This is a genomic window from Pseudomonas sp. TH37 (assembly GCF_016650735.1).
GTDB classification, from domain to species: domain Bacteria; phylum Pseudomonadota; class Gammaproteobacteria; order Pseudomonadales; family Pseudomonadaceae; genus Aquipseudomonas; species Aquipseudomonas farris.
Genome location: NZ_JAEKFD010000002.1, coordinates 43,615 through 66,638, shown reverse-complemented (window position 1 = coordinate 66,638; position 23,024 = coordinate 43,615). Strand labels below are relative to the sequence as shown.

General features: G+C 58.9%; 23 protein-coding genes and 4 tRNA genes. 5 read left to right on the top strand and 22 right to left on the bottom strand.

Annotated elements, in window-relative coordinates; translation table 11 throughout:
• Window positions 1–54: 54 nt before the first annotated feature.
• Window positions 55–1,011: a sugar ABC transporter substrate-binding protein gene (locus JFU11_RS05395; protein ID WP_123356334.1), complete on the bottom strand. Its 957-nt coding sequence runs from the start codon at window positions 1,009–1,011 to the stop codon at window positions 55–57.
• Between the two features lie 179 nt (window positions 1,012–1,190).
• Complete coding sequence (locus JFU11_RS05390; protein WP_123720993.1) at window positions 1,191–1,643, bottom strand: hypothetical protein; 453 nt, start codon at window positions 1,641–1,643, stop codon at window positions 1,191–1,193.
• A gap of 336 nt (window positions 1,644–1,979) precedes the next feature.
• Here JFU11_RS05390 and JFU11_RS05385 point away from each other — a divergent pair, with 336 nt between their 5' ends.
• The 3 genes from JFU11_RS05385 to JFU11_RS05375 all read left to right on the top strand — a co-directional run bounded on the left by JFU11_RS05385 (window position 1,980) and on the right by JFU11_RS05375 (window position 4,216).
• Window positions 1,980–3,068, top strand: coding sequence for an asparaginase (locus tag JFU11_RS05385; RefSeq protein ID WP_201059996.1), 1,089 nt, complete (start codon window positions 1,980–1,982; stop codon window positions 3,066–3,068).
• Window positions 3,069–3,252: 184 nt separating this feature from the next.
• The gene (locus JFU11_RS05380) at window positions 3,253–3,522 is read left to right on the top strand and encodes a DUF1654 domain-containing protein (protein ID WP_201121239.1); all 270 of its coding nucleotides are present in this window, start codon (window positions 3,253–3,255) and stop codon (window positions 3,520–3,522) included.
• Window positions 3,523–3,526: 4 nt separating this feature from the next.
• Window positions 3,527–4,216 carry an endonuclease I family protein gene (locus tag JFU11_RS05375; protein WP_123720991.1) on the top strand — a complete coding sequence of 230 codons (690 nt, stop codon included), beginning with the start codon at window positions 3,527–3,529 and terminating at the stop codon, window positions 4,214–4,216.
• Window positions 4,217–4,289: 73 nt separating this feature from the next.
• Here JFU11_RS05375 and JFU11_RS05370 read toward each other — a convergent pair whose 3' ends face one another.
• On the bottom strand, window positions 4,290–4,655 hold the full coding sequence (locus tag JFU11_RS05370; RefSeq protein WP_123720990.1) for an SPOR domain-containing protein: 366 nt from the start codon (window positions 4,653–4,655) through the stop codon (window positions 4,290–4,292).
• 248 nt (window positions 4,656–4,903) lie between these two features.
• Between JFU11_RS05370 and csrA the strand changes: the two genes are divergently transcribed.
• Entirely contained in the window at window positions 4,904–5,098 is a 195-nt protein-coding gene (csrA, locus tag JFU11_RS05365; protein ID WP_007905913.1) for a carbon storage regulator CsrA, read from the top strand.
• 191 nt (window positions 5,099–5,289) lie between these two features.
• Here the strand turns inward: csrA and JFU11_RS05360 are convergent, their stop codons facing one another.
• The 4 genes from JFU11_RS05360 to JFU11_RS05345 form a co-directional block, all read right to left on the bottom strand.
• On the bottom strand, window positions 5,290–5,745 hold the full coding sequence (locus JFU11_RS05360; protein ID WP_123720989.1) for a DUF2214 family protein: 456 nt from the start codon (window positions 5,743–5,745) through the stop codon (window positions 5,290–5,292).
• A gap of 211 nt (window positions 5,746–5,956) precedes the next feature.
• Entirely contained in the window at window positions 5,957–6,469 is a 513-nt protein-coding gene (locus tag JFU11_RS28005; RefSeq protein WP_242483586.1) for a hypothetical protein, read from the bottom strand.
• A gap of 176 nt (window positions 6,470–6,645) precedes the next feature.
• On the bottom strand, window positions 6,646–7,113 hold the full coding sequence (locus JFU11_RS05350) for an anti-virulence regulator CigR family protein (protein WP_123720988.1): 468 nt from the start codon (window positions 7,111–7,113) through the stop codon (window positions 6,646–6,648).
• A gap of 275 nt (window positions 7,114–7,388) precedes the next feature.
• Window positions 7,389–7,465, bottom strand: a tRNA-Val gene (locus JFU11_RS05345).
• A 183-nt stretch (window positions 7,466–7,648) separates the two neighbouring features.
• Here JFU11_RS05345 and JFU11_RS05340 point away from each other — a divergent pair.
• Window positions 7,649–8,932: an FAD-binding oxidoreductase gene (locus JFU11_RS05340; RefSeq protein ID WP_123720987.1), complete on the top strand. Its 1,284-nt coding sequence runs from the start codon at window positions 7,649–7,651 to the stop codon at window positions 8,930–8,932.
• Window positions 8,933–9,031: 99 nt separating this feature from the next.
• Here the strand turns inward: JFU11_RS05340 and JFU11_RS05335 are convergent, their stop codons facing one another.
• From JFU11_RS05335 to truA, 15 genes are all read right to left on the bottom strand, one after another.
• The gene (locus JFU11_RS05335) at window positions 9,032–11,455 is read right to left on the bottom strand and encodes a TonB-dependent receptor (RefSeq protein ID WP_201059992.1); all 2,424 of its coding nucleotides are present in this window, start codon (window positions 11,453–11,455) and stop codon (window positions 9,032–9,034) included.
• A 67-nt stretch (window positions 11,456–11,522) separates the two neighbouring features.
• Complete coding sequence (locus JFU11_RS05330; protein ID WP_201059991.1) at window positions 11,523–12,467, bottom strand: FecR domain-containing protein; 945 nt, start codon at window positions 12,465–12,467, stop codon at window positions 11,523–11,525.
• The gene (locus tag JFU11_RS05325; protein ID WP_123720984.1) at window positions 12,464–12,973 is read right to left on the bottom strand and encodes a sigma-70 family RNA polymerase sigma factor; all 510 of its coding nucleotides are present in this window, start codon (window positions 12,971–12,973) and stop codon (window positions 12,464–12,466) included. Before JFU11_RS05325 ends, JFU11_RS05330 begins: the two co-directional genes overlap by 4 nt.
• A 259-nt stretch (window positions 12,974–13,232) precedes the next feature.
• Window positions 13,233–13,309: transfer RNA gene (locus JFU11_RS05320), tRNA-Asp, on the bottom strand.
• Between the two features lie 93 nt (window positions 13,310–13,402).
• Window positions 13,403–13,479, bottom strand: a tRNA-Asp gene (locus JFU11_RS05315).
• A gap of 55 nt (window positions 13,480–13,534) precedes the next feature.
• Window positions 13,535–13,610, bottom strand: a tRNA-Val gene (locus tag JFU11_RS05310).
• Window positions 13,611–13,867: 257 nt separating this feature from the next.
• The gene (locus tag JFU11_RS05305; RefSeq protein WP_123720983.1) at window positions 13,868–14,644 is read right to left on the bottom strand and encodes an SDR family oxidoreductase; all 777 of its coding nucleotides are present in this window, start codon (window positions 14,642–14,644) and stop codon (window positions 13,868–13,870) included.
• Complete coding sequence (locus tag JFU11_RS05300) at window positions 14,641–15,852, bottom strand: O-succinylhomoserine sulfhydrylase (RefSeq protein WP_048395135.1); 1,212 nt, start codon at window positions 15,850–15,852, stop codon at window positions 14,641–14,643. Before JFU11_RS05300 ends, JFU11_RS05305 begins: the two co-directional genes overlap by 4 nt.
• 78 nt (window positions 15,853–15,930) lie before the next feature.
• Window positions 15,931–17,436 carry an amidophosphoribosyltransferase gene (gene purF / locus JFU11_RS05295; RefSeq protein ID WP_007905939.1) on the bottom strand — a complete coding sequence of 502 codons (1,506 nt, stop codon included), beginning with the start codon at window positions 17,434–17,436 and terminating at the stop codon, window positions 15,931–15,933.
• Window positions 17,437–17,477: 41 nt separating this feature from the next.
• Window positions 17,478–18,038 (bottom strand): CvpA family protein, encoded by a 561-nt coding sequence (locus JFU11_RS05290; protein WP_038980084.1) that lies wholly within the window; start codon window positions 18,036–18,038, stop codon window positions 17,478–17,480.
• A gap of 98 nt (window positions 18,039–18,136) precedes the next feature.
• Window positions 18,137–18,802, bottom strand: coding sequence for an SPOR domain-containing protein (locus tag JFU11_RS05285; RefSeq protein ID WP_123720982.1), 666 nt, complete (start codon window positions 18,800–18,802; stop codon window positions 18,137–18,139).
• Window positions 18,786–20,093 carry a bifunctional tetrahydrofolate synthase/dihydrofolate synthase gene (gene folC, locus JFU11_RS05280; RefSeq protein ID WP_201059989.1) on the bottom strand — a complete coding sequence of 436 codons (1,308 nt, stop codon included), beginning with the start codon at window positions 20,091–20,093 and terminating at the stop codon, window positions 18,786–18,788. The genes JFU11_RS05285 and folC overlap by 17 nt, the downstream gene beginning before the upstream one ends.
• Window positions 20,090–21,010, bottom strand: coding sequence for an acetyl-CoA carboxylase, carboxyltransferase subunit beta (gene accD / locus JFU11_RS05275; protein WP_007905946.1), 921 nt, complete (start codon window positions 21,008–21,010; stop codon window positions 20,090–20,092). The genes folC and accD overlap by 4 nt, the downstream gene beginning before the upstream one ends.
• A gap of 205 nt (window positions 21,011–21,215) precedes the next feature.
• Window positions 21,216–21,836: a phosphoribosylanthranilate isomerase gene (locus JFU11_RS05270; protein WP_201059988.1), complete on the bottom strand. Its 621-nt coding sequence runs from the start codon at window positions 21,834–21,836 to the stop codon at window positions 21,216–21,218.
• Between the two features lie 63 nt (window positions 21,837–21,899).
• Window positions 21,900–22,724: a tRNA pseudouridine(38-40) synthase TruA gene (gene truA, locus JFU11_RS05265; RefSeq protein WP_123720979.1), complete on the bottom strand. Its 825-nt coding sequence runs from the start codon at window positions 22,722–22,724 to the stop codon at window positions 21,900–21,902.
• Window positions 22,725–23,024: the final 300 nt, after the last annotated feature.

The following is a 23,024-nucleotide window of genomic DNA, read 5'->3' as shown; positions in this document are numbered from 1 at the left end:
AAACTCTCCATGTGCTCGCCCCAAGAGGCGAGCACCGTTGTGTCGCCAGAAGGACTACTTGGTAACCAGCTCTACCGGAGTTTCGATGACGCCGTTGACGCCACTATCGACTGTCTCGCCTTTGATGATTTTCAGCGCAGTCTCAATGCCGAACACCGCTTGCCGGGCAGCAAACTGGTCAGCGGTGGCCAGGACGCGGCCATCCTTGAGCATTGGCTTGATGGCGTTGATGTTGTCGTAACCGACCACTTGCACCTTGCCGGCCTTGCCTGCCGCGCGCACGGCAGATACTGCGCCGACCGCCATGCTGTCGTTGCCGGCCAACAGGGCCTTGATGTTCGGGTATTCGCTGAGCATTGACGAGGCAACCTTGCCGCCCTTGTCGATTTCCCAATCGCCAGACTGCAGGGACACGACTTTGATCTGCGCCGCTTCCATCGCATCCTTGAAGCCTGCCGTGCGCTGCTGGGCATTGGTGGTAGTGGAAACGCCTTCGATAATGCCGACTTCGTCACCAGCCTTCAGCTGCTTGGCCAGATACTCACCCACCAGACGCGCGCCTTTGCGGTTATCCGGGCCTACGAACGGAACGGTGATGTTTTTGCTTTTGACCACGGCCGGGTCCAGCTGGTTATCGATGTTGATCACGGTGATGCCGGCATCGACCGCTTTTTTGATGACCGGAACCATGGCCTTGGAATCTGCCGGAGCGATGACCAACGCGTTGACCTTGGACAAAATCATTTGCTCGACGATACGCGTCTGGCCAGCCGTATCCGTTTCGTCCTTGATGCCGTTGGAGATCAGCTCGAAGTCGCCGGAGTGGTCTTTCTGGTAAGCCTTGGCGCCGTCTTCCATGGTCAGGAAGAATTCGTTGGCCAGGGATTTCATGACCAGCGCGACTTTAGGTTTTTCAGGGGTTTCGGCGAAAGCCGAAGAGACGGGCAAAGCGGCGGATGCCGCAGCCAGCATTGCGACAGCGAGAAGACGTCCAGCGAATGGCAGCTTCATGGGTTCACTCCGATCTTATGATTATTCTGAGCAACGCTTGCGCTAGACCCTGCCCTTACGGGATAAAGCCATCAAGGGCGACCGCGCAAACGTTTGCGTAGACCGAACTATGCGAACCCTGTCGAAATTTGTCAACGACCTGTTTTGTGTCTCGATTGGCAAAAGCCAACCCTTTTGCATCACGCCGTGGTGCTGACCAGATTGCCACTGCTGGAACCCTTGGCCAGCTCTTTCACCAGATTGCCTGTCACTTGCGCGAGCGCACCACTGGTATCGGCGATTTGCCCCTGAATTGACATGACAGCAGTGGCTTTGGCTTCCGGAGTCGGATAATTCGCTACCTGAGCGGCCGACAGTTGTTGCTGCTGTTCGCGCAATTGCTGCTGCAGTTCCTGCATGCGCTTGAGCAAAACCTGCACCGCAATACTTTGATTGCTGCTTTTTTCGGATTTGCTTTCGCCCTGAGTCTGCGCAGCGCCACCGGTTCTGACCTGGTTGTCGCTCCCCTCTTCTTCGCCCAGCGCTTGGGCCGAGGCGTCAGACGTCGCTTCACTCAAGGCATTGATGGTCGCCGGGGACTTGCCCGCGATAGTGATTGCGGCTGCATTTGGAAAACCGACAGTAAACGACATGTGAACTCCTGGAAAAGATCCCTTTAAAGGAGCATCGACCTGCGCAGGGGTTTCTTTAGCACTGATTTCCGATTTTGCAAGGCGACTTTCTCAATAAAGGTCGGAGAGCCGAACGTAAAAGCTGCTCATGTTCGGAAACCCGGACAACCAAGTGCGAATACTTTTCCAGACGTTTCAATAATTCGTATAAGAATCATCAGGTTAAAAGATCTTATTGTTGAGTATCAGGCTGGTACAGATCCTGCTCTTCTCCTACACCCCCGGCGTTCAGATCTGCTTGGGGCCGTGTCTAGATGAACCTGCATCCGCAACGTTTCACTACGAGAGAAAACAATAATGAAATCTGCCTTCAACACTTTTATTCCGGGCGCTTTGGCCCTCCTGCTACTCCTTCCGACCGCCCTTCAGGCAAAAGAAGTCGAAACCCAACAGAAACTGGCGAACGTGGTGATCCTGGCCACCGGCGGCACCATTGCTGGCGCGGGAGCCAGCGCCGCGAATAGCGCCACCTATCAAGCGGCGAAAGTCGGTATCGAACAGTTGATCGCAGGGGTTCCAGAACTGAGCCAATTGGCCAACGTTCGCGGCGAACAGGTCATGCAGATCGCGTCCGAAAGCATCACCAACGACAACCTGCTGCAACTGGGTCGTCGAGTGGCAGAGTTGGCCGACAGCAATGATGTCGATGGCATTGTCATCACTCACGGCACCGACACCCTGGAAGAAACCGCTTACTTCCTCAACCTGGTGGAAAAAACCGATAAGCCGATCATCGTCGTAGGTTCCATGCGCCCAGGCACCGCCATGTCGGCCGACGGCATGCTGAACCTGTACAACGCTGTCGCCGTGGCCAGCAGCAAAGACGCGCGTGGCAAAGGCGTACTGGTGACCATGAACGATGAAATTCAGTCGGGTCGCGACGTCAGCAAAATGATCAACATCAAGACCGAGGCGTTCAAAAGTGCCTGGGGCCCACTGGGCATGGTGGTCGAAGGCAAATCCTACTGGTTCCGTTTGCCAGCCAAGCGCCACACCATGGATTCGGAATTCGATATCAAAACCATCAAGAGCCTGCCTGACGTCGAAATCGCCTACTCCTACGGCAACGTCAGCGACACCGCCTACAAAGCCCTGGCTCAATCAGGCGCCAAAGCCATCATCCACGCCGGCACCGGCAATGGCTCGGTCTCGTCTCGCGTGGTTCCCGCCCTGCAAGCCCTGCGCAAGGACGGCGTACAAATCATTCGTTCTTCCCACGTCAACGCCGGTGGTTTTGTACTGCGTAACGCCGAACAGCCTGACGACAAGTACGACTGGGTTGTGGCTCACGACCTGAACCCACAAAAAGCCCGCATCCTGGCCATGGTCGCGTTGACCAAGACCAACGACAGCAAAGAGCTGCAACGGATGTTCTGGGAATACTGACCCACCCTCGCCCGACCTGTTCCGGGTCGGGCACCGCTGTCACCACTCGCCAGCCCTGGTGAGTGGTTCACGACCTTTTCCGATAAAAAAATCCCCATCGTCCTACACCAAACGGAAAAAACTACTGTCAGAGGATTTTCTTGAATTTTAAGCAGTTGCGAAAATTCTTACAGTTAAATACTGTATGTACGCACAGCTTAATAAGGATAATTCCGTGGCCACTCCCTCTGTCTCTCCTGACGCCTATGAACGCCTGGGTATGCGCGTTCAGAAAATCATCAATTCCCCCACCGCCCAGAAAGCCAAAGCTGCGCTGATCTTCCGTCTTCCGGACGAACCCGTGGACGAGTGGGAACGCTTGCTCGAAGAAATCGACGAGAACGACAACGTCACCCTCGCCCATCGCGATGATGGCGGTGTGCAGATTTTCTGGGTTGTGCCGAAGGAAGATTGAGTCGATGAGTGTTCGCTGGTTTGCTTTACTGCTTCTGTTCATCACCCTCGGCGCCCAGGCTGGCGCCCCACGTACCTTCAGCGAAGCCAAGAAAGTCGCGTGGAAGTTGTACGCCCCCCAATCCACCGAGTTTTATTGCGGCTGCAAATACACTGGCAATCGTGTAGACCTCGCCGCCTGCGGTTATGTGCCGCGCAAAAACGCCAAGCGCGCCTCACGCATAGAGTGGGAGCACATTGTCCCGGCCTGGCAGATCGGCCATCAGCGCGAATGCTGGCAACAAGGCGGTCGCAAGAACTGCACGCGGTACGATCCGACCTATCAGAAAGCCGAGGCCGATCTGCACAATCTGGTGCCAAGCATCGGCGAGGTGAATGGCGATCGCAGCAACTTCAGCTTCGGTTGGTTGCCGGTGCAAACCGGTCAATACGGTTCGTGCCTGACGCAGGTCGACTTCAAGGCGAAGAAGGTCATGCCCCGCCCTTCCATTCGCGGCATGATCGCCCGGACTTACTTCTACATGAGCAAGCAGTACGGCTTGCGCCTGTCAAAACAGGATCGGCAACTGTATGAAGCCTGGAACAAGACCTATCCGGTACAGGCCTGGGAACGTCAGCGCAACCAGAGCGTGGCGTGCGTGATGGGGCGCGGCAACGAGTTTGTCGGCCCGGTAGACATGAAAGCCTGCGGCTGACCGACCGCTGAAAACACAAAGGCCTGGGGCATTACACCCCAGGCCTTTGTTCGTTTCTAACCGCTGTTTTTATTTATTGAGCCGTCGGATGTTCGACCACCAGCGACTCGATATTCCTTTTCTTTGCCCGGGTAAGCGCTGCCGTCACCTCAGCTTGCTTGGCTTCTGCCTCGGTTTTCGAATTGAACGGCCCTATCAGGATACGAACCTTTCCGTTCTCCCTGATGACGCTGGAAACGAAGCTATGCTCAATCAACCAGCCGCTCAGGTCGCTGACCGCCTGGGGCGTTTCGCCGCGTACCTCGACGTCCCATTGCGGACCGGTTGTCGCCGCGGGTGCGGAAGCGACTGTCGGTTGCGGCTTTTGCGCGTCAACCCCCTTACCCTCATCGCACCCGGCCAACGTCAATACTGCGATTACCAAGGCCATTTTGCGCACAACGCTTCCCTCTGGATGCTGAAAGCGGCGATTTTAACACTCATGGATCCTGTTCGAGCGCCGCAAAATGGGCGCAAAACAACGAGAATGATGGTTGCGGCCTCTGTATAGTTACGCCTTGGGAATTAATGCAGCATCTGCGCGTCAGAAAGAGGCACCCAAACTGCGAGACTTCGCACTAATCTATACCTATACCGACCTCTGCACTGTCCGAATCAGGTGCCCCACAAGCAATCAAGGAGAAAACCATGCTGATACTCACCCGCAAAGTCGGTGAAAGCATAAACATCGGTGACAATATAACGATCACCATTCTGGGCGTTAGCGGCCAGCAAGTCAGGATTGGCATCAACGCCCCGAAAGACGTTGCGGTGCATCGCGAAGAGATCTATCAACGCATTCAGGCCGGCCTGACCGCCCCAGACAAACCGCAAACACCCTGAATCCTGCAGTGGTCAGTAGCCAGCCCATTCTGCCTCGAATAACGGCTGGCTAAAGATTCAAGCACCGCATCGCCCTCTGCCCAGCCTCTTTGCGATACCGTCGCAACGTGGAGCCGATACTACTGCCCATCCCATGCCATGACTGTCAGACGTTTCGGATTTGCAGCGAGAAAGAGCTTCCTCCTTCCCGGCTAACCAAACGTTACCCCACGCGCCATGCCCGTGGCAGCTACGACCATCAGCACCAACAGCAGCGCTTCGATATGACTGATACGGGCAAACAGCGTTGCGCGCCCGGTATCGATAGCCGCCCCACGCCCCAGCGCAATCCGCCATTTGATCAGCGTCACCATCGGCGCAATTTCAAGCAACAGGATAAGGACGAAGAGCGTCATTTTGAGATGAAACAGCGGTTGGTGAAGATAGTAATCAGTGCCTTTTTCATACCCGCCAAAGGCTCGCATCCCACCCGTGATCAAGAGAACGACTGCAGAGATCCCCCACAGATTATCCGCCACCAAAACGCTGCGTGCCTCTCCTACGCCGGCAGTCAGACGACGTAAAGCCGTGCCGCGAGTCAGTACCGCCCAGAAGCCCAGCGCAAAGGCCAACAGGTGAATCGCCGCCAGAAACCAGTGAGCCAGCATCGACATACTCCTTATAGACGAAGTTGAAACAGCCCTACAGTAGTAGTTCATCGGCGGGGATTTGCCCACGCGCGCGGCTCCGCTGATTATCCGCAATCACCACCGCCAGGGTGATCAATATGCCCCAGGCTTCAACGCCAGACAGAATTGACAAATAGCGGGCACAAAAAAGCCGGGCTCCTGATGGATACCCGGCTTTGAGAACCTGGACTTAATCCGTTCTTTTTGAAGTCGAAGTGCGAGCGTTGCTCAGTCCTTTAACATTGTGATCGCCAGGCGTAGAGGTCGAAATGGCAGAGGCCTTCGTCACCCCTCGCGTATCCCGGGATTTCGCGATGCCCGAAGTCACTGAACCATGGCCGCTAACACCATTACGATCACCATTACGATCATTACCGTAGTGGTTGCCGCTGAGACCATGGTCGCGAACGGCTTTGCCTGCGTGATCGCTACTCAAGCCTGCGCCACGGCCATTGCTGCTGACGCCGCCAGAATGGCCGGAATTACCGCTGCCACCATGACCACCGCCGTTACCACCACCGTTACCACCACCGTTACCGCCACCATTGCCACCGCCGTTACCACCACCACCACCACCACCACCACCACCATCTTTCGCGTAGGCGGAGCTCATGATGGACAGGCCAGCGGGCAATAATGGGGCGGCTGCAAGCATCATCACGCATGACATGACAGCTGCAAAACTCTTGTTTTTTAATAACATGGGTGGGTTCCGTGAGGTTGATATTGCACGAAGTAATTGACCGTTTCGGCCCCACACAGTTCAAAGGTCAACGACCAACGGGCAGGCAATGTGCAGTTATCGAACAATGCACATTGCTTCCCGTAGTTTACTGATCGTTATGCAGCGAGGGCGCGATTGGAATTTGTGGTTCCACTTCAATCGAATGCGCCATTGAGAACCTCGTAGATGATCCCGGTAGCGATGGCCACCAGTATCAAGTCAGTGCCAGCCTGCCGCCACTCGTAGCCATCGTAATGCGGAAGCCTGCCGAGCAATCGGCCATCGAGTTTTTTGGCGATCCCCGGCGGTAGCGGTTTTCCGCGGGCGAGATTTTTTTGAATACCGGGTGGCAAGGCGGGCCCGGGGCTCCAGTAGTCGCGATAACCACCCACGACTCCAAGAACACTTCCGTGATTGATGCTCGGGCCGTGACTCCAATCGTCACCCCCTGAACCTTTGCCTTTGTTTCCATGGCTGGCGTTGCCATGGTCCTGGATGTTTTGTGGATTTCCCTTGCCGTTTCCCTGGCCCTTCCCGTTTCCCGGGTCGGCCAATGCAGTCATTGAACCGGACGCCAAGGCAAGACACGTCATAGCGGCAATCAACGAGCGAGATCTAAACATATCCGTTCTCTCAGAAAGGGGATGCCCCCTGCAATGTAGACGGTTATGGCTGTGTTAGTTCAGAAAACGTGTGCACTGGAGGTGACGACAGGGCCAGATGGGAAAATCGAACGAACGGAGACATTCAGGCATTGATAGGGCACGACGAAAAGAAGATCGAGCATCTGGAGGTAGGCGCCGAGCTGGCGTTTTGAGTGGGGTCAAATCACAGACAACAAAAAAGGGCCCACCTTTCGGTGAGCCCTTCTAGACCGCCCAGCAGAGCGGATTTTGTTTGGTAGGCGCGATTGGACTCGAACCAACGACCCCCACCATGTCAAGGTGGTGCTCTAACCAACTGAGCTACGTGCCTGCTGTGAGGCGGCATTCTACGGAATTCCGGAGGGGTGTCAACACCTTTTTTTCACCTAACCCTATGAATATGCAAAATATTTAATTTTGCTGTGGCAAAGAAGATTTTCCGCTGGCTGGCGGTCGTTTTTTAACTCGGGTAGGATCGATGCACTCGTAAAATATATTAAACAGAGGCTGCAGGATGGCGAACACTCCCTACCCAGAGTCCTATTACGCCGCGTCGGCTAATGCGGCGCCGCCGCGTCCGGCCCTGCTGGATGATGTAGAGACTGATGTCTGTGTCATCGGCGCCGGTTATACCGGCCTGTCCTCTGCCCTGTTCCTGCTGGAGAACGGCTTTCGGGTAACGGTTCTGGAAGCGGCCAAAGTGGGTTTTGGCGCATCGGGGCGCAACGGTGGCCAGATCGTTAACAGTTACAGCCGTGATATCGATGTGATCGAGCGCAGTGTCGGCCCCAAGCAAGCTCAGCTATTGGGGCAAATGGCGTTCGAGGGTGGACGGATCATTCGTGAGCGGGTGGCCAAATACAACATCCAGTGCGACCTGAAGGACGGCGGTGTGTTCGCCGCCATTACCGCCAAGCAGATGGGCCATCTGGAATCCCAGAAGCGCCTGTGGGAGCGCTTCGGTCACACGCAACTTGAGCTATTGGATCAGCGACGCATCCGTGAAGTGGTGGCTTGCGATCAATACGTCGGCGGCATGCTCGATATGAGCGGCGGGCATATTCATCCGCTCAACCTTGTCTTGGGCGAGGCAGCCGCCGTGGAGTCGCTGGGCGGCACCATTTACGAGCAGTCGCCAGCGGTGCGCATCGAGCGCGGCGCCAATCCGGTGGTGCATACGCCTCAGGGCAAGGTCAGGGCCAAATTCATCATCGTCGCCGGCAACGCTTACATCGGCAATCTGGTGCCGGAGCTGGCGGCGAAGTCGATGCCCTGCGGGACTCAAGTGATCGCCACTGAGCCCTTGGGCGATGAATTGGCCAAGCGCCTGCTGCCTCAGGACTACTGCGTCGAAGACTGTAACTACCTGCTCGACTACTACCGCCTGAGCGCCGACAAACGCCTGATTTTCGGCGGCGGCGTGGTCTATGGCGCGCGCGATCCGGCGAACATCGAGGCGATCATTCGACCGAAGATGCTCAAGGCCTTCCCGCAGCTCAAGGACGTGAAAATCGATTACGCCTGGACCGGCAATTTCCTGCTGACGCTATCGCGACTACCCCAGGTCGGACGGCTAGGCGACAACATCTACTATTCCCAGGGTTGCAGCGGCCATGGCGTGACGTATACACACCTGGCGGGCAAGGTGCTGGCCGAGGCATTGCGCGGTCAGGCCGAACGCTTCGACGCCTTTGCCGACCTGCCCCACTACCCGTTCCCCGGCGGACAATTGCTGCGTACACCGTTCGCTGCGTTGGGCGCCTGGTATTACGGATTGCGGGACAAGTTCGGATACTGACCGATAGAGGTGAAAAGGTGCCAGCGAAGGCGTCATCACGTGCGCCTTCGCCGGCAAGTCGGATCGCCGCACCGCTGGCTCCTACGAAAAGCGGTTCACTCAGAAGTCGACCGTTGCCGAAAGGAGGTAGGTGCGCGGGGTCGCAAGCGTCAAGCCAGGCTCGCTGTCATCCGAGGCCCCGGCCGAACTCCAGTATCGTTTGTCCGCCACGTTCTCGACATTGGCACGCAGGGTGATGTTCTTCTCGTCGACCTTGAACGCGTAGCGTGCACCCACGTCGAAACGCTCCCAGGAGTCGATTTCCTTATTGTTGGACTGGTCCAGATACTGCGAGCTGGAATAGAGGCCGCGACTGGTCAGGGTCAGGCCCTGCACGGTCGGCACATCCCACTCCGCGCCCAGGTTGACGTTGTATTTCGGCGTGGCCGGTGCCCGGTTGCCGTCAAAGGTGCCATTGGTGGTGTTGCTCAACTCACTGTCGATGTACATGACACCGCCGAGCAGGCGGAAACCATCGAGTGGCTCACCGAACACACTCAGCTCCACACCCGTGTTCTCACGCTTGCCGTTCGGGCCGAAAACCCGCGTCGTGGCGTTGGTCTCATAGGCCGGCTGCTTGATCCGGAACACGGCGGCGGTGACGGCGAACGCTCCGGCGTCATACTTGGCGCCGACCTCGACCTGTCGACTGATGAACGGCGGGAATATCTCGTCCTCGTTCACAGAGGTCGATGGCGCGATCTTGCCCTGGCTCAGGCCTTCCATGTAGTTGGCATACAGCGACAGCTTATCGGTTGCCTTAAACAGGATGCCGCCCGACGGCGAAACCTTTTCCTCGTCGTAGGCCGTGGCGCCTTTGACATTATCCGTCCAGTCGTCAACCTTCACGCGCTGCCAGCGGGCGCCCAGGGTCAGCAACAGCCGGTCATCGAAGAAACCCAGGGTGTCGGACAACGCCACGCCGCTGAAGCGGTTCTCGGTGTAGACCTTCGAATCGAGTCGAGTGGGTCTGACAGGTGTTGGTGTCTCTACGGGATCGTAGAGGTTGCTGCGGGCCGCGGCATAACGGGCGCCGCCATTTTCGAAGTCCATGTAGAAATAGCTGGCGGCCAGATTGACTTCATGGCTCACCGGGCCGGTATGAAACCAGTTGCGCACCCCTGCCGTGGCTGTCCGGACATTTTCGTCACGGGTGAAGTCACGGGGCTGAACGCTGAAATCGCCGGCATCATTGGTGACCGCAACGGCATGCCGGAGGAAGTCATGATTGCTTTTGCGCGCACCCACGCCGCCGTACAGCATGACGGAATCGCTGACATCGAATTCGCCGTTCACCGCTCCGAAGGTGTCGTTGGTACTCGCCTTGCTCCAGGGCTGCGCATAGTTGTCGCGCACATCGTTCGCATTCGGCACCTTGGCATTGGCGCCGACCTGCACGCGTTCCTGCGGGGCATCGGTGTCACGCTCGGTACGCCCGATGTCCGTCGAGAGTCGCAGGCGTTCACCGCGAAAATCCAGGCCCAGCACGGCCATCTCGCGGTCGACACTCTGGTGATCCCATTCGGTGTCGCCAGACTGCTTCACGCCGTTGAAACGAATACCGAACTTGTTGTCTTCACCAAAGCGCCGACCGACATCCACCGCACCGCCGACCTGGCTGTCGGAAGCGTAGCTACCGGTAAACGAAGTGACGGGCTTGTCGGTCGCGCGCTTGGGCACCACGTTGATCCCGCCACCCACACTGCCCCGCGGCGAGATGCCGTTGATGAGCTGGCTCGGGCCTTTGATGATGTCGACGCGGTCGGCCATCTCCATGTCGATCGTATAGGTCGGCAGGACGCCGTAGAGACCGTTGTAGGCGACATCACTGTTGAACAGGCTGAGCCCGCGAATGGTGAACTGCTCATAACGCCCACCCGCCGGATTGGTGGCGCGAACCGAGGGATCACTGGCGATCAAGTCGCCCAAGGTACGAGCCTGCAGGTTTTTGACCGCCTCACCGGTGTAGGTGGTCATGCTGAACGGCGTTTCCATGAAGTCTTTCGAGCCTAGCAAGCCTTGCGAACCGCGGCGCGCGACCTGGCCGCCGGCATACACCTCGCCGCCCGCCCCGCCCGTGGCACCGAGAATCGAAGTGGGGGCCAGTTGCAGGCTGCTGCCTTCTGGCGCCGGGGTCAGGATGTACGCCTGCTCGCCCACCGGTTGCAGTTGCAGACCGGAACCCTGCAACAGCCGGGCAAAGCCCTCCTCGACCGCGTATTCACCGGAAAGACCGGGGCTGGTGCGACTGCCCACCAGTGCCGGGTCAACCGAGAGATTGACGCCAGACAGACCGGCAAACCGGGTCAGCGCATCGCTCAGGCTGCCGGCAGGCACCTGATAATTGCGCCGGGCACTGTCTTCGGCCCAACTGGCAGTGATGAATAACGGACTGGCACTCAGGCCCAGCATCAGGCTCAGGTGCAACAACGGACGCAGGCAGGAAGAAGCCGGGCGCGGACAGCAATGTATTACTGCGGGCATTGATAGAGTTCTCTTGATTCGTTCACATGCCTTGAATGACAAGCGAGTCGAAAAAAGGGGACAGGCTTCACACACTATTTTTGCGCGGCAGCAACGTCACCCAATAACGGGTACGTGAATGCACCTCCAGCGGCAGGCTGGCCGCGAGCAACGCGAGGACGCGATCGGTGTCGTCCAGGCGGAAACTGCCGGTGACACGCAACGCTTCAAGCTCCGGCTCCCAACGCAGCACACCCGGTCGATAAGTGCTGAGTTCGCGCAGGAAATCTCCCAGCGGCTGGTTTTTCGCCATCAGCACGCCCTCTCGCCAACCCGGCGCAAGCACATCGAATGGACTGATCGGCCCGACACCGGCTGCCTGAAGACTGACTTGTTGACCACCGCGCAAAGCCAACACCGGCCCCTGCAAGGGCTGCAGTTGCACGGCGCCGCTGTACACCGACACGCGGCAACCGCGCGCCTCCTGCCGGACACAGACTTCGCTTTGGCTGACGATGATTTGTCCAAACTTCGATTGGATCGTCAGCGGTGACGCGCTTGGCACCTTCAGCGACAGTTCGCCCTCAATCAGCTTCAAGCGACGGCTCTGCAAATCCACATCGACGGCACTGGCCGTGTTGAGTTGCAAGGAACTGCCATCAGCAAGCTGCAGCTGTTTGCGCTCCCCCGTGGCCGTATGCAGATCGGCTCGCCAGACATCCAGAGGCAATTGTCGACTGATCAACCAAGCGCCCGGCACCAACGCCACCGCACTCAATGCACGCTTGAGCACCACACGCCGACCCGGCTCGGGGCGATCCAGACTTTTGAGCGCCAACGCTGAAGGCAGACTGGCAAACCGCTGACGCAAGGCTTGAGCCTTCTGCCAAGCCTGCTCGTGACTGACGCAACTGTCGCGCCAACGCTGCAGATTCGCACGATCCTGCTCATTGGCATTTCCAGATTCCAGCAAGGCGAGCCACTGCGCGGCAGCTCGCACTGCTTGACGGGCATCGGCCACCGGACTGTTCACAGTTCCACCAACAGGCAATGCTCATAGGCTTGCGCCATGTAGCGCTTGATCGTGCGCTCCGATACCCGCAGGCGCTCGGCGATTTGCTGATAGTTCAAGCCTTCCAGCTGACTCCAGAGAAACGCCTTACGCACTGCCGCTGGCAATCCATCGAGCAGTTCATCCAGGGCTTGCAGGGTTTCGAGCAACAACCAGCGCTGCTCGGGCGACGGCACACAGTCTTCCGGCAACGCCGCCAGTGCCGTCAGATAAGCCTGCTCGAGGCTTCGACGCTTATAGAAATTACTCAGCAGGCGTTTGCCCACGGTCAGCAGATAGGCACGGGGCTCTTGCAGGTCGGCAATTCGTTGAGAGCTGGCGAGTAAACGCAGGAACGTATCCTGACTGAGGTCCGCCGCATCACAGCCATTGCCCATGCGTCTTCTCAACCAGCCTTCAAGCCAGCCACGGTGATCGCGGTACAAGTCGTGGAAAGTTTGCTCCTTCGGCATCGCCACATCACTCATCTCAAGAAGCCCTGTGCCAAGGAGTCATCGTAAATGAGAGTGATTCTAATTAATGTCGGAGCTGTGAACCAAGTCCTTTATGCAATTGGGGCGCAGAAAGGTTGGACGGGAAGTACATGAGAGAGGAAAAGCCAAATCGCAGACACAAAAAACCCCGGTCTTTCGACCAGGGTCTTTGCTATCGACTCGAAACAGACACTGGCTTTACCAGCAGCTTGCTTCGTAGCTCCAAGGCGTTCAGTGGGCCTTGAGGCAGATATGGCGCAGCGGACGGGACTCGAACCCGCGACCCCCGGCGTGACAGGCCGGTATTCTAACCGACTGAACTACCGCTGCGTATCGCTTTGGACTTTCGCCCAAGTAACTCGTCTGACTGGAAAGCTTCGAGGCTTTTCAATCTCGAGACAGGTAAACCTGACTCGGAAAATATGGCGCAGCGGACGGGACTCGAACCCGCGACCCCCGGCGTGACAGGCCGGTATTCTAACCGACTGAACTACCGCTGCGCGTCGGTGGAGGCTTTTAAAAGCTTCCATCTTGCTTTCGCAAGACTCTCGGAAGTGGTGGGTGATGACGGGATCGAACCGCCGACATTCTGCTTGTAAGGCAGACGCTCTCCCAGCTGAGCTAATCACCCGTTTGCATCTCCGAGGCCGCGAAATTTACGCAGGTACCGAAGCTAAGTCAATACCCCGCTTGAAGTTTTTCTGAAAAAGACAAAATTGTGTCTTAACAGTCAGACCGCTTTCGCGAGCAAGCCCGCTCCCACACTGGATCTGCGACAGGCCACTGGTTGGTGATCGAGATAAATTCAGTGTGGGAGCGGGCTTGCTCGCGAAGACGGCGGCACATTCACATCAATGCTGGCTACATCCATCGCAACCACGCTTGGATTTACTCGCTGTAAATCATCTTCTTGGTCATGCCACCATCGACCACGAACTCCTGGCCTGTGACGAACCCCGCGTTCCTCGACAGCAACCACGCCACCATCGCCGCCACGTCCTCGACCGTCCCTACCCTGCCCGCCGGATGCTGCGCATGATCGGCGTCGGTCAGCGGCTCGGCACGCCGCACCGCCGGGTCCCGCGTGTCGATCCAGCCCGGGCTGACCGCGTTAACGCGAATCTCCGGCCCTAAACTGATGGCCAAGGCATGAGTCAGGGCCAACAGACCGCCCTTGCTCGCCGCATAAGCCTCTGTGTCGGGTTCTGACTGGCCGGCACGGGTCGAGGCCAGATTGACGATGGCGCCGCTGTGAGCACGCAGGTACGGCGCGCAGTGCTTGGCCAACAGCATCGGCCCGCTGAGGTTCACCGCCAACACCCGATTCCAATAGGCCAGATCGAGGCTTTCCAGGGTGATGTTGTGCGGGTCGGCCACCGCGGCATTGCACACCAGCGCATCCAGACGCCCGAATTGCCCGAGCACCTCGGCCACGCCCAGTGCCACCTGCGCTTCATTCGCGACGTCCATGGCGATGAACCAGGCGTTTTCGCCAAGCACCTTCGCCACTTTCGAACCGCGCTCCCGATCCAGATCGGTCAGCACCACCTGCCAGCCTTCGCTGATCAGCCAGGCCGCAATCCCCAGACCGATGCCGCGCGCAGCACCGGTGACCAGCGCGACGCGGCCATGGGTGCCCGTGGTCGGCGTCGACAACTCGATCACAAGGCAGCCAACCCGCGCGCCAGATCGGCCTGCAGGTCTGCCACGTCTTCCAGACCAACCGCAACGCGGATCAGGCTGTCACGGATCCCTGCCGCTTCACGCTCTTGCGGCGCGAGACGACCGTGAGAGGTGGTGCTCGGGTGCGTGATGGTGGTTTTGCTATCGCCCAGGTTGGCGGTGATGGAGATCAGGCGAGTCGCATCGATAAAGCGCCAGGCGCCCTCTTTGCCGCCCTTGACCTCGAAACTCACGACCGCACCGAAACCCTTCTGCTGACGCTGGGCCAGTTCGTGCTGTGGATGGCTCTTGAGACCGGCGTAATGGACTTTCTCGATACCGTCCTGCTGCTCCAGCCATTCGGCCAGTTGCTGGGCATTGGCGCAGTGCGCCTTCATGCGCAGGCTCAGCGTTTCCAGACCCTTGAGGAAGATCCAGGCGTTGAACGGGCTCAGGGTCGGCCCGGCAGTACGCAGGAAACCGACGACTTCTTTCATCTGCTCGCTACGACCGGCCACAACGCCGCCCATGCAACGGCCTTGGCCATCGATGAACTTGGTCGCCGAGTGCACAACGATGTCCGCGCCCAGCTTCAACGGTTGCTGCAACGCAGGGGTGCAGAAGCAGTTGTCGACCACCAGCATCGTGCCCTTGGCGTGAGCAATTTCTGACAGCGCCTTGATGTCTACCAGCTCGGCCAGCGGGTTGGACGGCGATTCGACGAACAGCAACTTGGTGTTGGCCTTGATCGCCGCATCCCAGCCGGACAAGTCCGCCAGGGGCACGTAATCGACTTCGATACCGAAGCGCTTGAAGTACTTTTCGAACAGGCTGATGGTCGAGCCGAACACGCTGCGCGAGACCAGAACATGGTCGCCGGCGCTGCACAGGCTCATCACCACCGCCATGATCGCGGCCATGCCGGTCGCGGTGGCCACGGCTTGCTCGGCGCTTTCCAGCGCGGCAATACGCTCTTCGAACGCGCGCACGGTCGGGTTGGTGTAGCGCGAGTAAACGTTGCCCGGCACTTCGCCAGCAAAGCGCGCGGCCGCGTCGGCGGCGGTACGGAATACGTAGCTGGAAGTGAAGAACATCGGATCACCGTGTTCGCCTTCCGGCGTGCGGTGCTGACCGGCGCGTACGGCCAGGGTATCGAACGCTACGCCTTCGAGGTCGCTGTCCAGCCGACCGGCATCCCAATCCTGACTCATGCTGTCACTCCTTGCCCTGCTCTTGATTTAGAGAGTCTTTAGTAGATACAAAACCGGCCCCTAGGGGCCGGTAGTTACTCAGTTGTTGTACAGATCAATGATCGCACTGACTGCCTGCGTCTTGACCTTGGAGGCATCATTACGTGCCTGCTCGATCTTGTTCAGGTAAGCCTCGTCGACGTCACCGGTGACGTACTGGCCGTCGAACACCGCGCAATCGAACTTCTCGATCTTGATCTTGCCGCCACCGACCGCTTCGATCAAGTCAGGTAAGTCCTGATAGATCAACCAGTCAGCGCCGATCAGGTCGGCAACGTCCTGGGTCGAACGGTTGTGGGCGATCAGCTCGTGAGCGCTCGGCATGTCGATGCCGTAGACGTTCGGGTAACGCACGGCCGGCGCCGCAGAGCAGAAGTAGACGTTTTTGGCGCCGGCTTCGCGAGCCATCTGAATGATCTGCTTGCAGGTGGTGCCGCGAACGATGGAGTCGTCCACCAGCATCACGTTCTTGCCGCGGAACTCCAGCTCGATGGCGTTGAGCTTCTGGCGTACGGATTTTTTCCGTGCAGCCTGACCCGGCATGATGAAGGTCCGGCCGATGTAGCGGTTCTTCACGAAGCCTTCGCGGAACTTGACGCCCAAGTGGTTCGCCAGCTCCAGGGCCGCAGTGCGGCTGGTGTCCGGAATCGGGATGACCACATCAATGTCGTGATCCGGACGCTCGCGCAGGATCTTCTCGGCGAGCTTCTCGCCCATGCGCAGGCGGGCCTTGTAGACCGAGACGCCGTCGATGATCGAGTCCGGACGCGCCAGGTAGACGTGTTCGAAAATGCACGGAGTCAGCGACGGGTTGGTCGCGCACTGACGGGTGTGCAGCTTGCCGTCTTCAGTGATGTAGACCGCTTCGCCCGGTGCCAGGTCGCGAATCAGGGTGAAACCGAGTACGTCCAGAGAGACGCTTTCGGAGGCGATCATGTACTCGACGCCTTCGTCCGTGTGACGCTGACCGAAGACGATCGGGCGGATGCCGTGCGGATCGCGGAAACCGACAATACCGTAACCGGTCACCATCGCCACGACCGCATAACCACCGACGCAACGGTTGTGCACGTCGGTGACGGCAGCGAACACGTCTTCTTCGGTCGGCTGCAACTTGCCGCGCTGGGCCAGCTCGTGTGCGAACACGTTGAGCAGCACTTCCGAATCGGAGTTGGTGTTGACGTGGCGCAGGTCAGATTCGTAAATCTCCTTGGCCAGCTGTTCAACGTTGGTCAGGTTACCGTTGTGCGCCAGAGTGATGCCATACGGCGAGTTGACGTAAAACGGTTGAGCTTCGGCCGAAGTCGAGCTGCCCGCGGTCGGGTAACGCACATGGCCAATGCCCATGTGGCCGACCAGGCGCTGCATGTGACGCTGATGGAACACGTCACGCACCAGCCCATTGTCCTTGCGCAGGAATAACCGGCCATCATGGCTGGTCACGATACCGGCAGCGTCCTGGCCGCGGTGCTGGAGGACGGTTAGCGCGTCATACAGCGCCTGATTGACGTTCGACTTACCGACGATACCGACGATGCCACACATGCGACGCAACCCCTACTTAATGGATCTGAACTGAACACAACTCACTGAGGCGTTTTGGCCGTCGGCAAGAGGTGCTCCTTGAACGGTATATCAGCGGGTACGCTGATTCCGCTGGCAAGCCACTGACTACTCCAACCCAGGATCAGGTTTTTGGACCAGTCTGCGACCAATAGAAATTTTGGCACGAGCTGTGATTCTTTCCACCAGCCGTCCTGCTGTACCGGTCCCAGGCTCAACAGCCCGACCGCCACGACCACCAGCAACACGCCACGCGCAGCGCCGAAGGCCATGCCGAGGAATCGATCGGTCCCGGATAGCCCGGTGACGCGAACCAATTCGCCGATAAGATAATTGATCATTGCGCCCACGATTAAAGTGGCGACAAACATGATGGCACAGCCCGCGATCACGCGAGCCGACGGCGTTTCGATGTATCCGCCGAGGTACTCGGACAATGAGCCACCGAACATCCAGGCAACGCCTCCTGCGATGATCCAGGTCAGCAGCGAGAGTGCTTCTTTGACGAAGCCGCGGCTAAGACTGATCAAAGCGGAGATGGCGACGATTGCAACGATCGCCCAATCAACCCAGGTAAATGGCACAGTGCAGCCTACAGACAGATAAGGCGGCGCATTTTAGCAGAGCGCATGGCTATCGGTAAGCTGAGATTGTCAGTGCTTTAAAAATCAGGGTGATAGCTCTAACCGCGCTCAGGCTGGAAACGCACCACAAAACCTTTGAGGTTCTGCTGGCGACTCAACAAGTCACGCAGACGATCGGCTTCCGCCCGCTCGATCAGCGGCCCGACGAACACCCGATTCTTGCCATCGGCGGTGCGGATATAGGCGTTATAGCCTTGGCTGCGCAGGGTTTTCTGCAGGCTTTCAGCGCTCTCACGGCTCGCCAGGCTGGCCAGTTGCACGGACCAGCTGACCGACAGGCCATTGGCATCGACGCGGCTTGGGGTGGTAGCCGGCTTGCTCGGTGCGGCAGTAATTGGCTGGGCAGGTGCTGGCACAGGCTTGGCGACTGGCGCCGGAGGCGTGACAGGTTTGGCAGCCGGCGGCGCTGGTGGCGGTGCCACAGGAGCACTTGGCGCTATCGGTGTCGACGGAGCTTGCTGTGCGGCAATTTCCTCATCGCTTGGCACTGGCTCCTGCGGCAATGCCTGCGGTTCAGGCACTACCACCGGCTCGACCTGCACTTGCGGCACAGCAGGCGCTTGCGGTGCAGCCGGTGCGTCGACCCTCACCTGGCGTTGTTCGTCCTGACGGGAAAACAGCATTGGCAGGAAAATCACCGCCAGCGCCACCAGCACCAGGGCACCGACCATGCGCTGCTTGTACGCCTTATCCAGCAAAGCCATTTGCCGCTTCCTCCGTGGAGTGCCGGGCCAGCCATTCAAGGGCCTCGGCGACACAATAAAATGATCCGAACAACAGAATTTCGTCGTCGCTCGTCGCCTGCGCGCACTGCCCTTCCAGGGCGGCGGCCACGCTGTCATAAGACGTTACCGAGGCGCCAAGGTTCTGCAACGCCGCGTGCAACTGCTCAACGGGCCGTGCCCGCGGCGAATCCAGCGGGGCGACAGCCCAATGCTGGACACTAGCATTCAATTCACCGACAACACCATCCAGATCCTTGTCCGCCAACAACCCGAACACCGCCAGACGCTTGCCTGCCGGTGGCCGACTGGCCAGGCGACGGGCCAGGTATTCTGCCGCATGGGGGTTGTGCCCCACGTCCAGCAACACATTCAGACGCTTGCCCTGCCAGTCGAACTGACGGCGATCAAGACGACCGACCACCCGCGTCGCTTTCAGGGCATCAATAATCTGTGCATCCACCCAAGGCAAACCGAGTAGCAGGTAAGCCTGCAGTGCCAATGCGGCGTTTTCCATCGGCAAATCGAGCAATGGCAGATCATGCAACTCAACTGCATGCCCTTGAGCATCAAGGCCGCGCCATTGCCAGTTGTGATCGGTGATACCCAGGTCGAAATCGCGCCCACGCAGGAAAAACGGGCAATTGAGCTCGCGCGCTTTATCCAGCAAAGGTTGAGGGGGATTCAGATCGCCACAGAGCGCAGGCGCGCCCTGACGGAAAATGCCGGCTTTTTCGTAAGCCACGGACTCACGGGTATCACCCAGATAGTCCGCATGATCGACGCCGATGCTGGTGACCAGCGCCATGTCCGCATCGACCACGTTGACCGTGTCCAGACGCCCGCCCAGCCCCACTTCCAGCACCACAGCATCAAGCCCTGCCTGTTGAAACAGCCAGAACGCCGCCAGGGTGCCCATTTCGAAGTACGTCAGGGAAGTGTCGCCCCGACCGGCCTCGACCGCAGCGAAGGCTTCGCACAGCTCGGCGTCAGTGGCTTCGACACCATTGACCTGCACCCGCTCGTTGTAACGCAGCAGATGCGGAGAATTGTAGACACCGACGTTCAGGCCCTGCGCTCGCAGCAACGAAGCCACAAACGCGCAGGTAGAACCCTTGCCGTTGGTGCCAGTGACCGTAATCACCCGAGGCACCGGCTTGCCCAGCCCCATGCGGGACGCTACCTGTTGCGAACGCTCCAGCCCCATGTCGATGGCCGAAGGATGCAACTGTTCAAGGTAGGCGAGCCACTCGCCAAGGGTGCGTTGGATCATATGTTGGCAGGCACCGGCGGAACCACGATCGGCTCGATCGGCGCGGCGACGAATTTTGGCGTCGGCAGGCCCATCATTTGTGCCAGCAGGTTACCCAGACGCGGACGCAGTTCCTGACGGTGAATGATCATGTCGATCGCACCGTGTTCCAGCAGGAACTCACTGCGCTGGAAGCCTTCCGGCAATTTTTCGCGAACGGTTTGTTCGATAACGCGCGGGCCGGCGAAACCGATCAGGGCCTTCGGCTCACCGACGATCACGTCGCCGAGCATCGCCAGACTGGCGGAAACACCGCCGTAGACCGGGTCGGTCAGTACCGAGATGAACGGAATGCCTTCTTCACGCAGACGCGCCAGCACCGCGGAGGTCTTGGCCATTTGCATCAGGGAGATCAGCGCTTCCTGCATCCGCGCACCACCGGAGGCGGCGAAGCAGATCATCGGGCAGCGGTTTTCCAGGGCGTAGTTGGCGGCGCGCACGAAGCGCTCACCAACGATAGCGCCCATCGAGCCACCCATGAAGGAGAATTCGAAAGCCGATACCACGACCGGCATGCCCAGCAAGGTGCCGCTCATGGAGATCAGTGCATCTTTTTCGCCGGTCTGCTTTTGCGCAGCGGTCAGGCGATCCTTGTACTTCTTGCCGTCGCGGAATTTCAGACGGTCAACCGGCTCCAGGTCCGCGCCCAGTTCGGCACGGCCATCAGCGTCAAGGAAGATGTCGATGCGCGCGCGCGCGCCGATGCGCATGTGGTGGTTGCACTTGGGGCAAACGTCCAGGGTCTTTTCCAGCTCCGGACGATATAGCACCGCCTCGCAAGACGGGCATTTGTGCCACAGACCTTCAGGCACCGAGCTCTTCTTGACCTCGGAACGCATGATCGAAGGGATCAGTTTGTCTACTAACCAGTTGCTCATGCTTTCTTTCTCCAGTACCGGTGGCCCGAACGCTCTGGTTCGCAGCCCCGCGTATGCCCTTGACCTAAATTCATGTGTGTGGCGATGATTGATCGGGTGGCCGGGCCAGCGAGACGCGACCTGCATACAACCCATCAATCCTCAGCCGTGCCTGCTTATGCAGCGCAGTGCATTTTGGGACGGCGGCAGTCTGCCAGCCGTCACATCAAGCCCCTACAACCGCTTTGATGAATGCCTGAATCTTTGCGTGATCCTTGATGCCCTTGCTCGCCTCTACTCCACCGCTGACGTCCACCGCGTAAGGCCGAACCCGGGCAATCGCCTCGGCGACGTTGTCCGGCGTCAAGCCGCCCGCCAGGATGATCGGCTTGCTCAGGCCTTGCGGTATCAGTGACCAGTCGAACGCTTCACCGGTTCCGCCGGGAATGCCTTCGACATACGTGTCGAGCAGGATTCCACTAGCACTGGCGTAGGCATCGCAAGCTGCTGCGATGTCGTCGCCGGCCTTGACCCGCAACGCCTTGATGTAAGGCCGGTGCCAGCTTTCACAGTCGGCCGCGGTCTCGTCACCATGGAACTGCAACAGGTCCAGCGGCACGGCGTCGAGGATTTCCCCCAACTCGCAGCGGCTGGCATTGACGAACAAGCCCACGGTGGTCACGAACGGCGGCAAGGCCTTGATGATCGCCCTCGCCTGCTGGAACGTTACGGCCCGTGGGCTTTTGGCGTAGAACACAAATCCGATGGCATCGGCCCCGGCCTCGACCGCCGCCAACGCATCCTCTATGCGGGTAATCCCACAAATTTTGCTGCGAACGGCTGACATGTCGATAGAACCTCAGGACAAATCCGGGAAAGTCCCGGATGGTAACAAAAGCGTTGGAGGGCGTCAGCCGTCAAGTTCCGAGAAACCGGTGAGGAAGTGTGGGCCGATGTAACGCTCGGGCAATTCGAACTCGTCGCGGTACTCGACCTGCACCAGGTACAGGCCGAACGGATGGGCCGTCACCCCACCGGAACGACGCACACGACTTTCCAGGACTTCCTTCATCCACTCCACGGGGCGCTCGCCGGCGCCGATGGTCATTAGCACACCGGCGATGTTGCGCACCATGTGGTGCAGGAACGCACTGGCGCGGATATCCAGCACGATCATTTTGCCATGGCGGGTGACGCGCAGGTGATGCAGCTCCTTGATCGGCGACTTGGCCTGGCACTGGCCGGCGCGGAATGCGCTGAAGTCGTGGGTGCCTACCAGAGACTGAGCAGCCTCGGACATGCGCTCGACGTCCAGTGGACGGTGATTCCAGGTGATTTCATCGTTCAGGTGCGCCGGGCGGATCTGATCGTTGTAGATCACGTAGCGATAGCGCCGGGCGATAGCCTTGAACCGCGCATGAAAATCCGCCGGCATGACCTTGGCCCAGCTGACGCTGACGTCATGCGGCAAATTGATGTTGGCGCCCATGACCCAGGCCTTCATCGAACGCTCGACCTGGGTATCGAAATGCACCACCTGCCCGCAAGCATGCACACCGGCGTCAGTGCGCCCGGCGCAATGCAGCGACACGGGTGAGTTGGCGACTTTGGACAAGGCCTTTTCGAGGGTTTCCTGCACCGTGGCCACACCGGAGGCCTGACGCTGCCAGCCGCGATAACGCGAACCTTTGTATTCAACGCCCAACGCGATCCGGAAAAAGCCGTCGGCCGCCATTTCGGCGGCCGGATTATCTATATTTGCCAAGGGGTGACAGCCTGCTGATCTACGCAAAGGCAGGCATTATAAGGCCGCCGGACCGGGATGCCAGAGCTGAGTGATCTTCGTGCCCTGCCCGACCGGTGCAATGCCGGGTTTGATGTTGAACGGGATGCCCTCATCGCGAGCAGGCTCGCTCCCACAGGGGATTGGTGGCTTGCGCAAATGATACGGACAACCCGACCAAATGTGGGAGCGAGCCTGCTCGCGATGGCGGTACAACTGTCGACATTTGGGTTGAATGTGTTGGCCTCATCG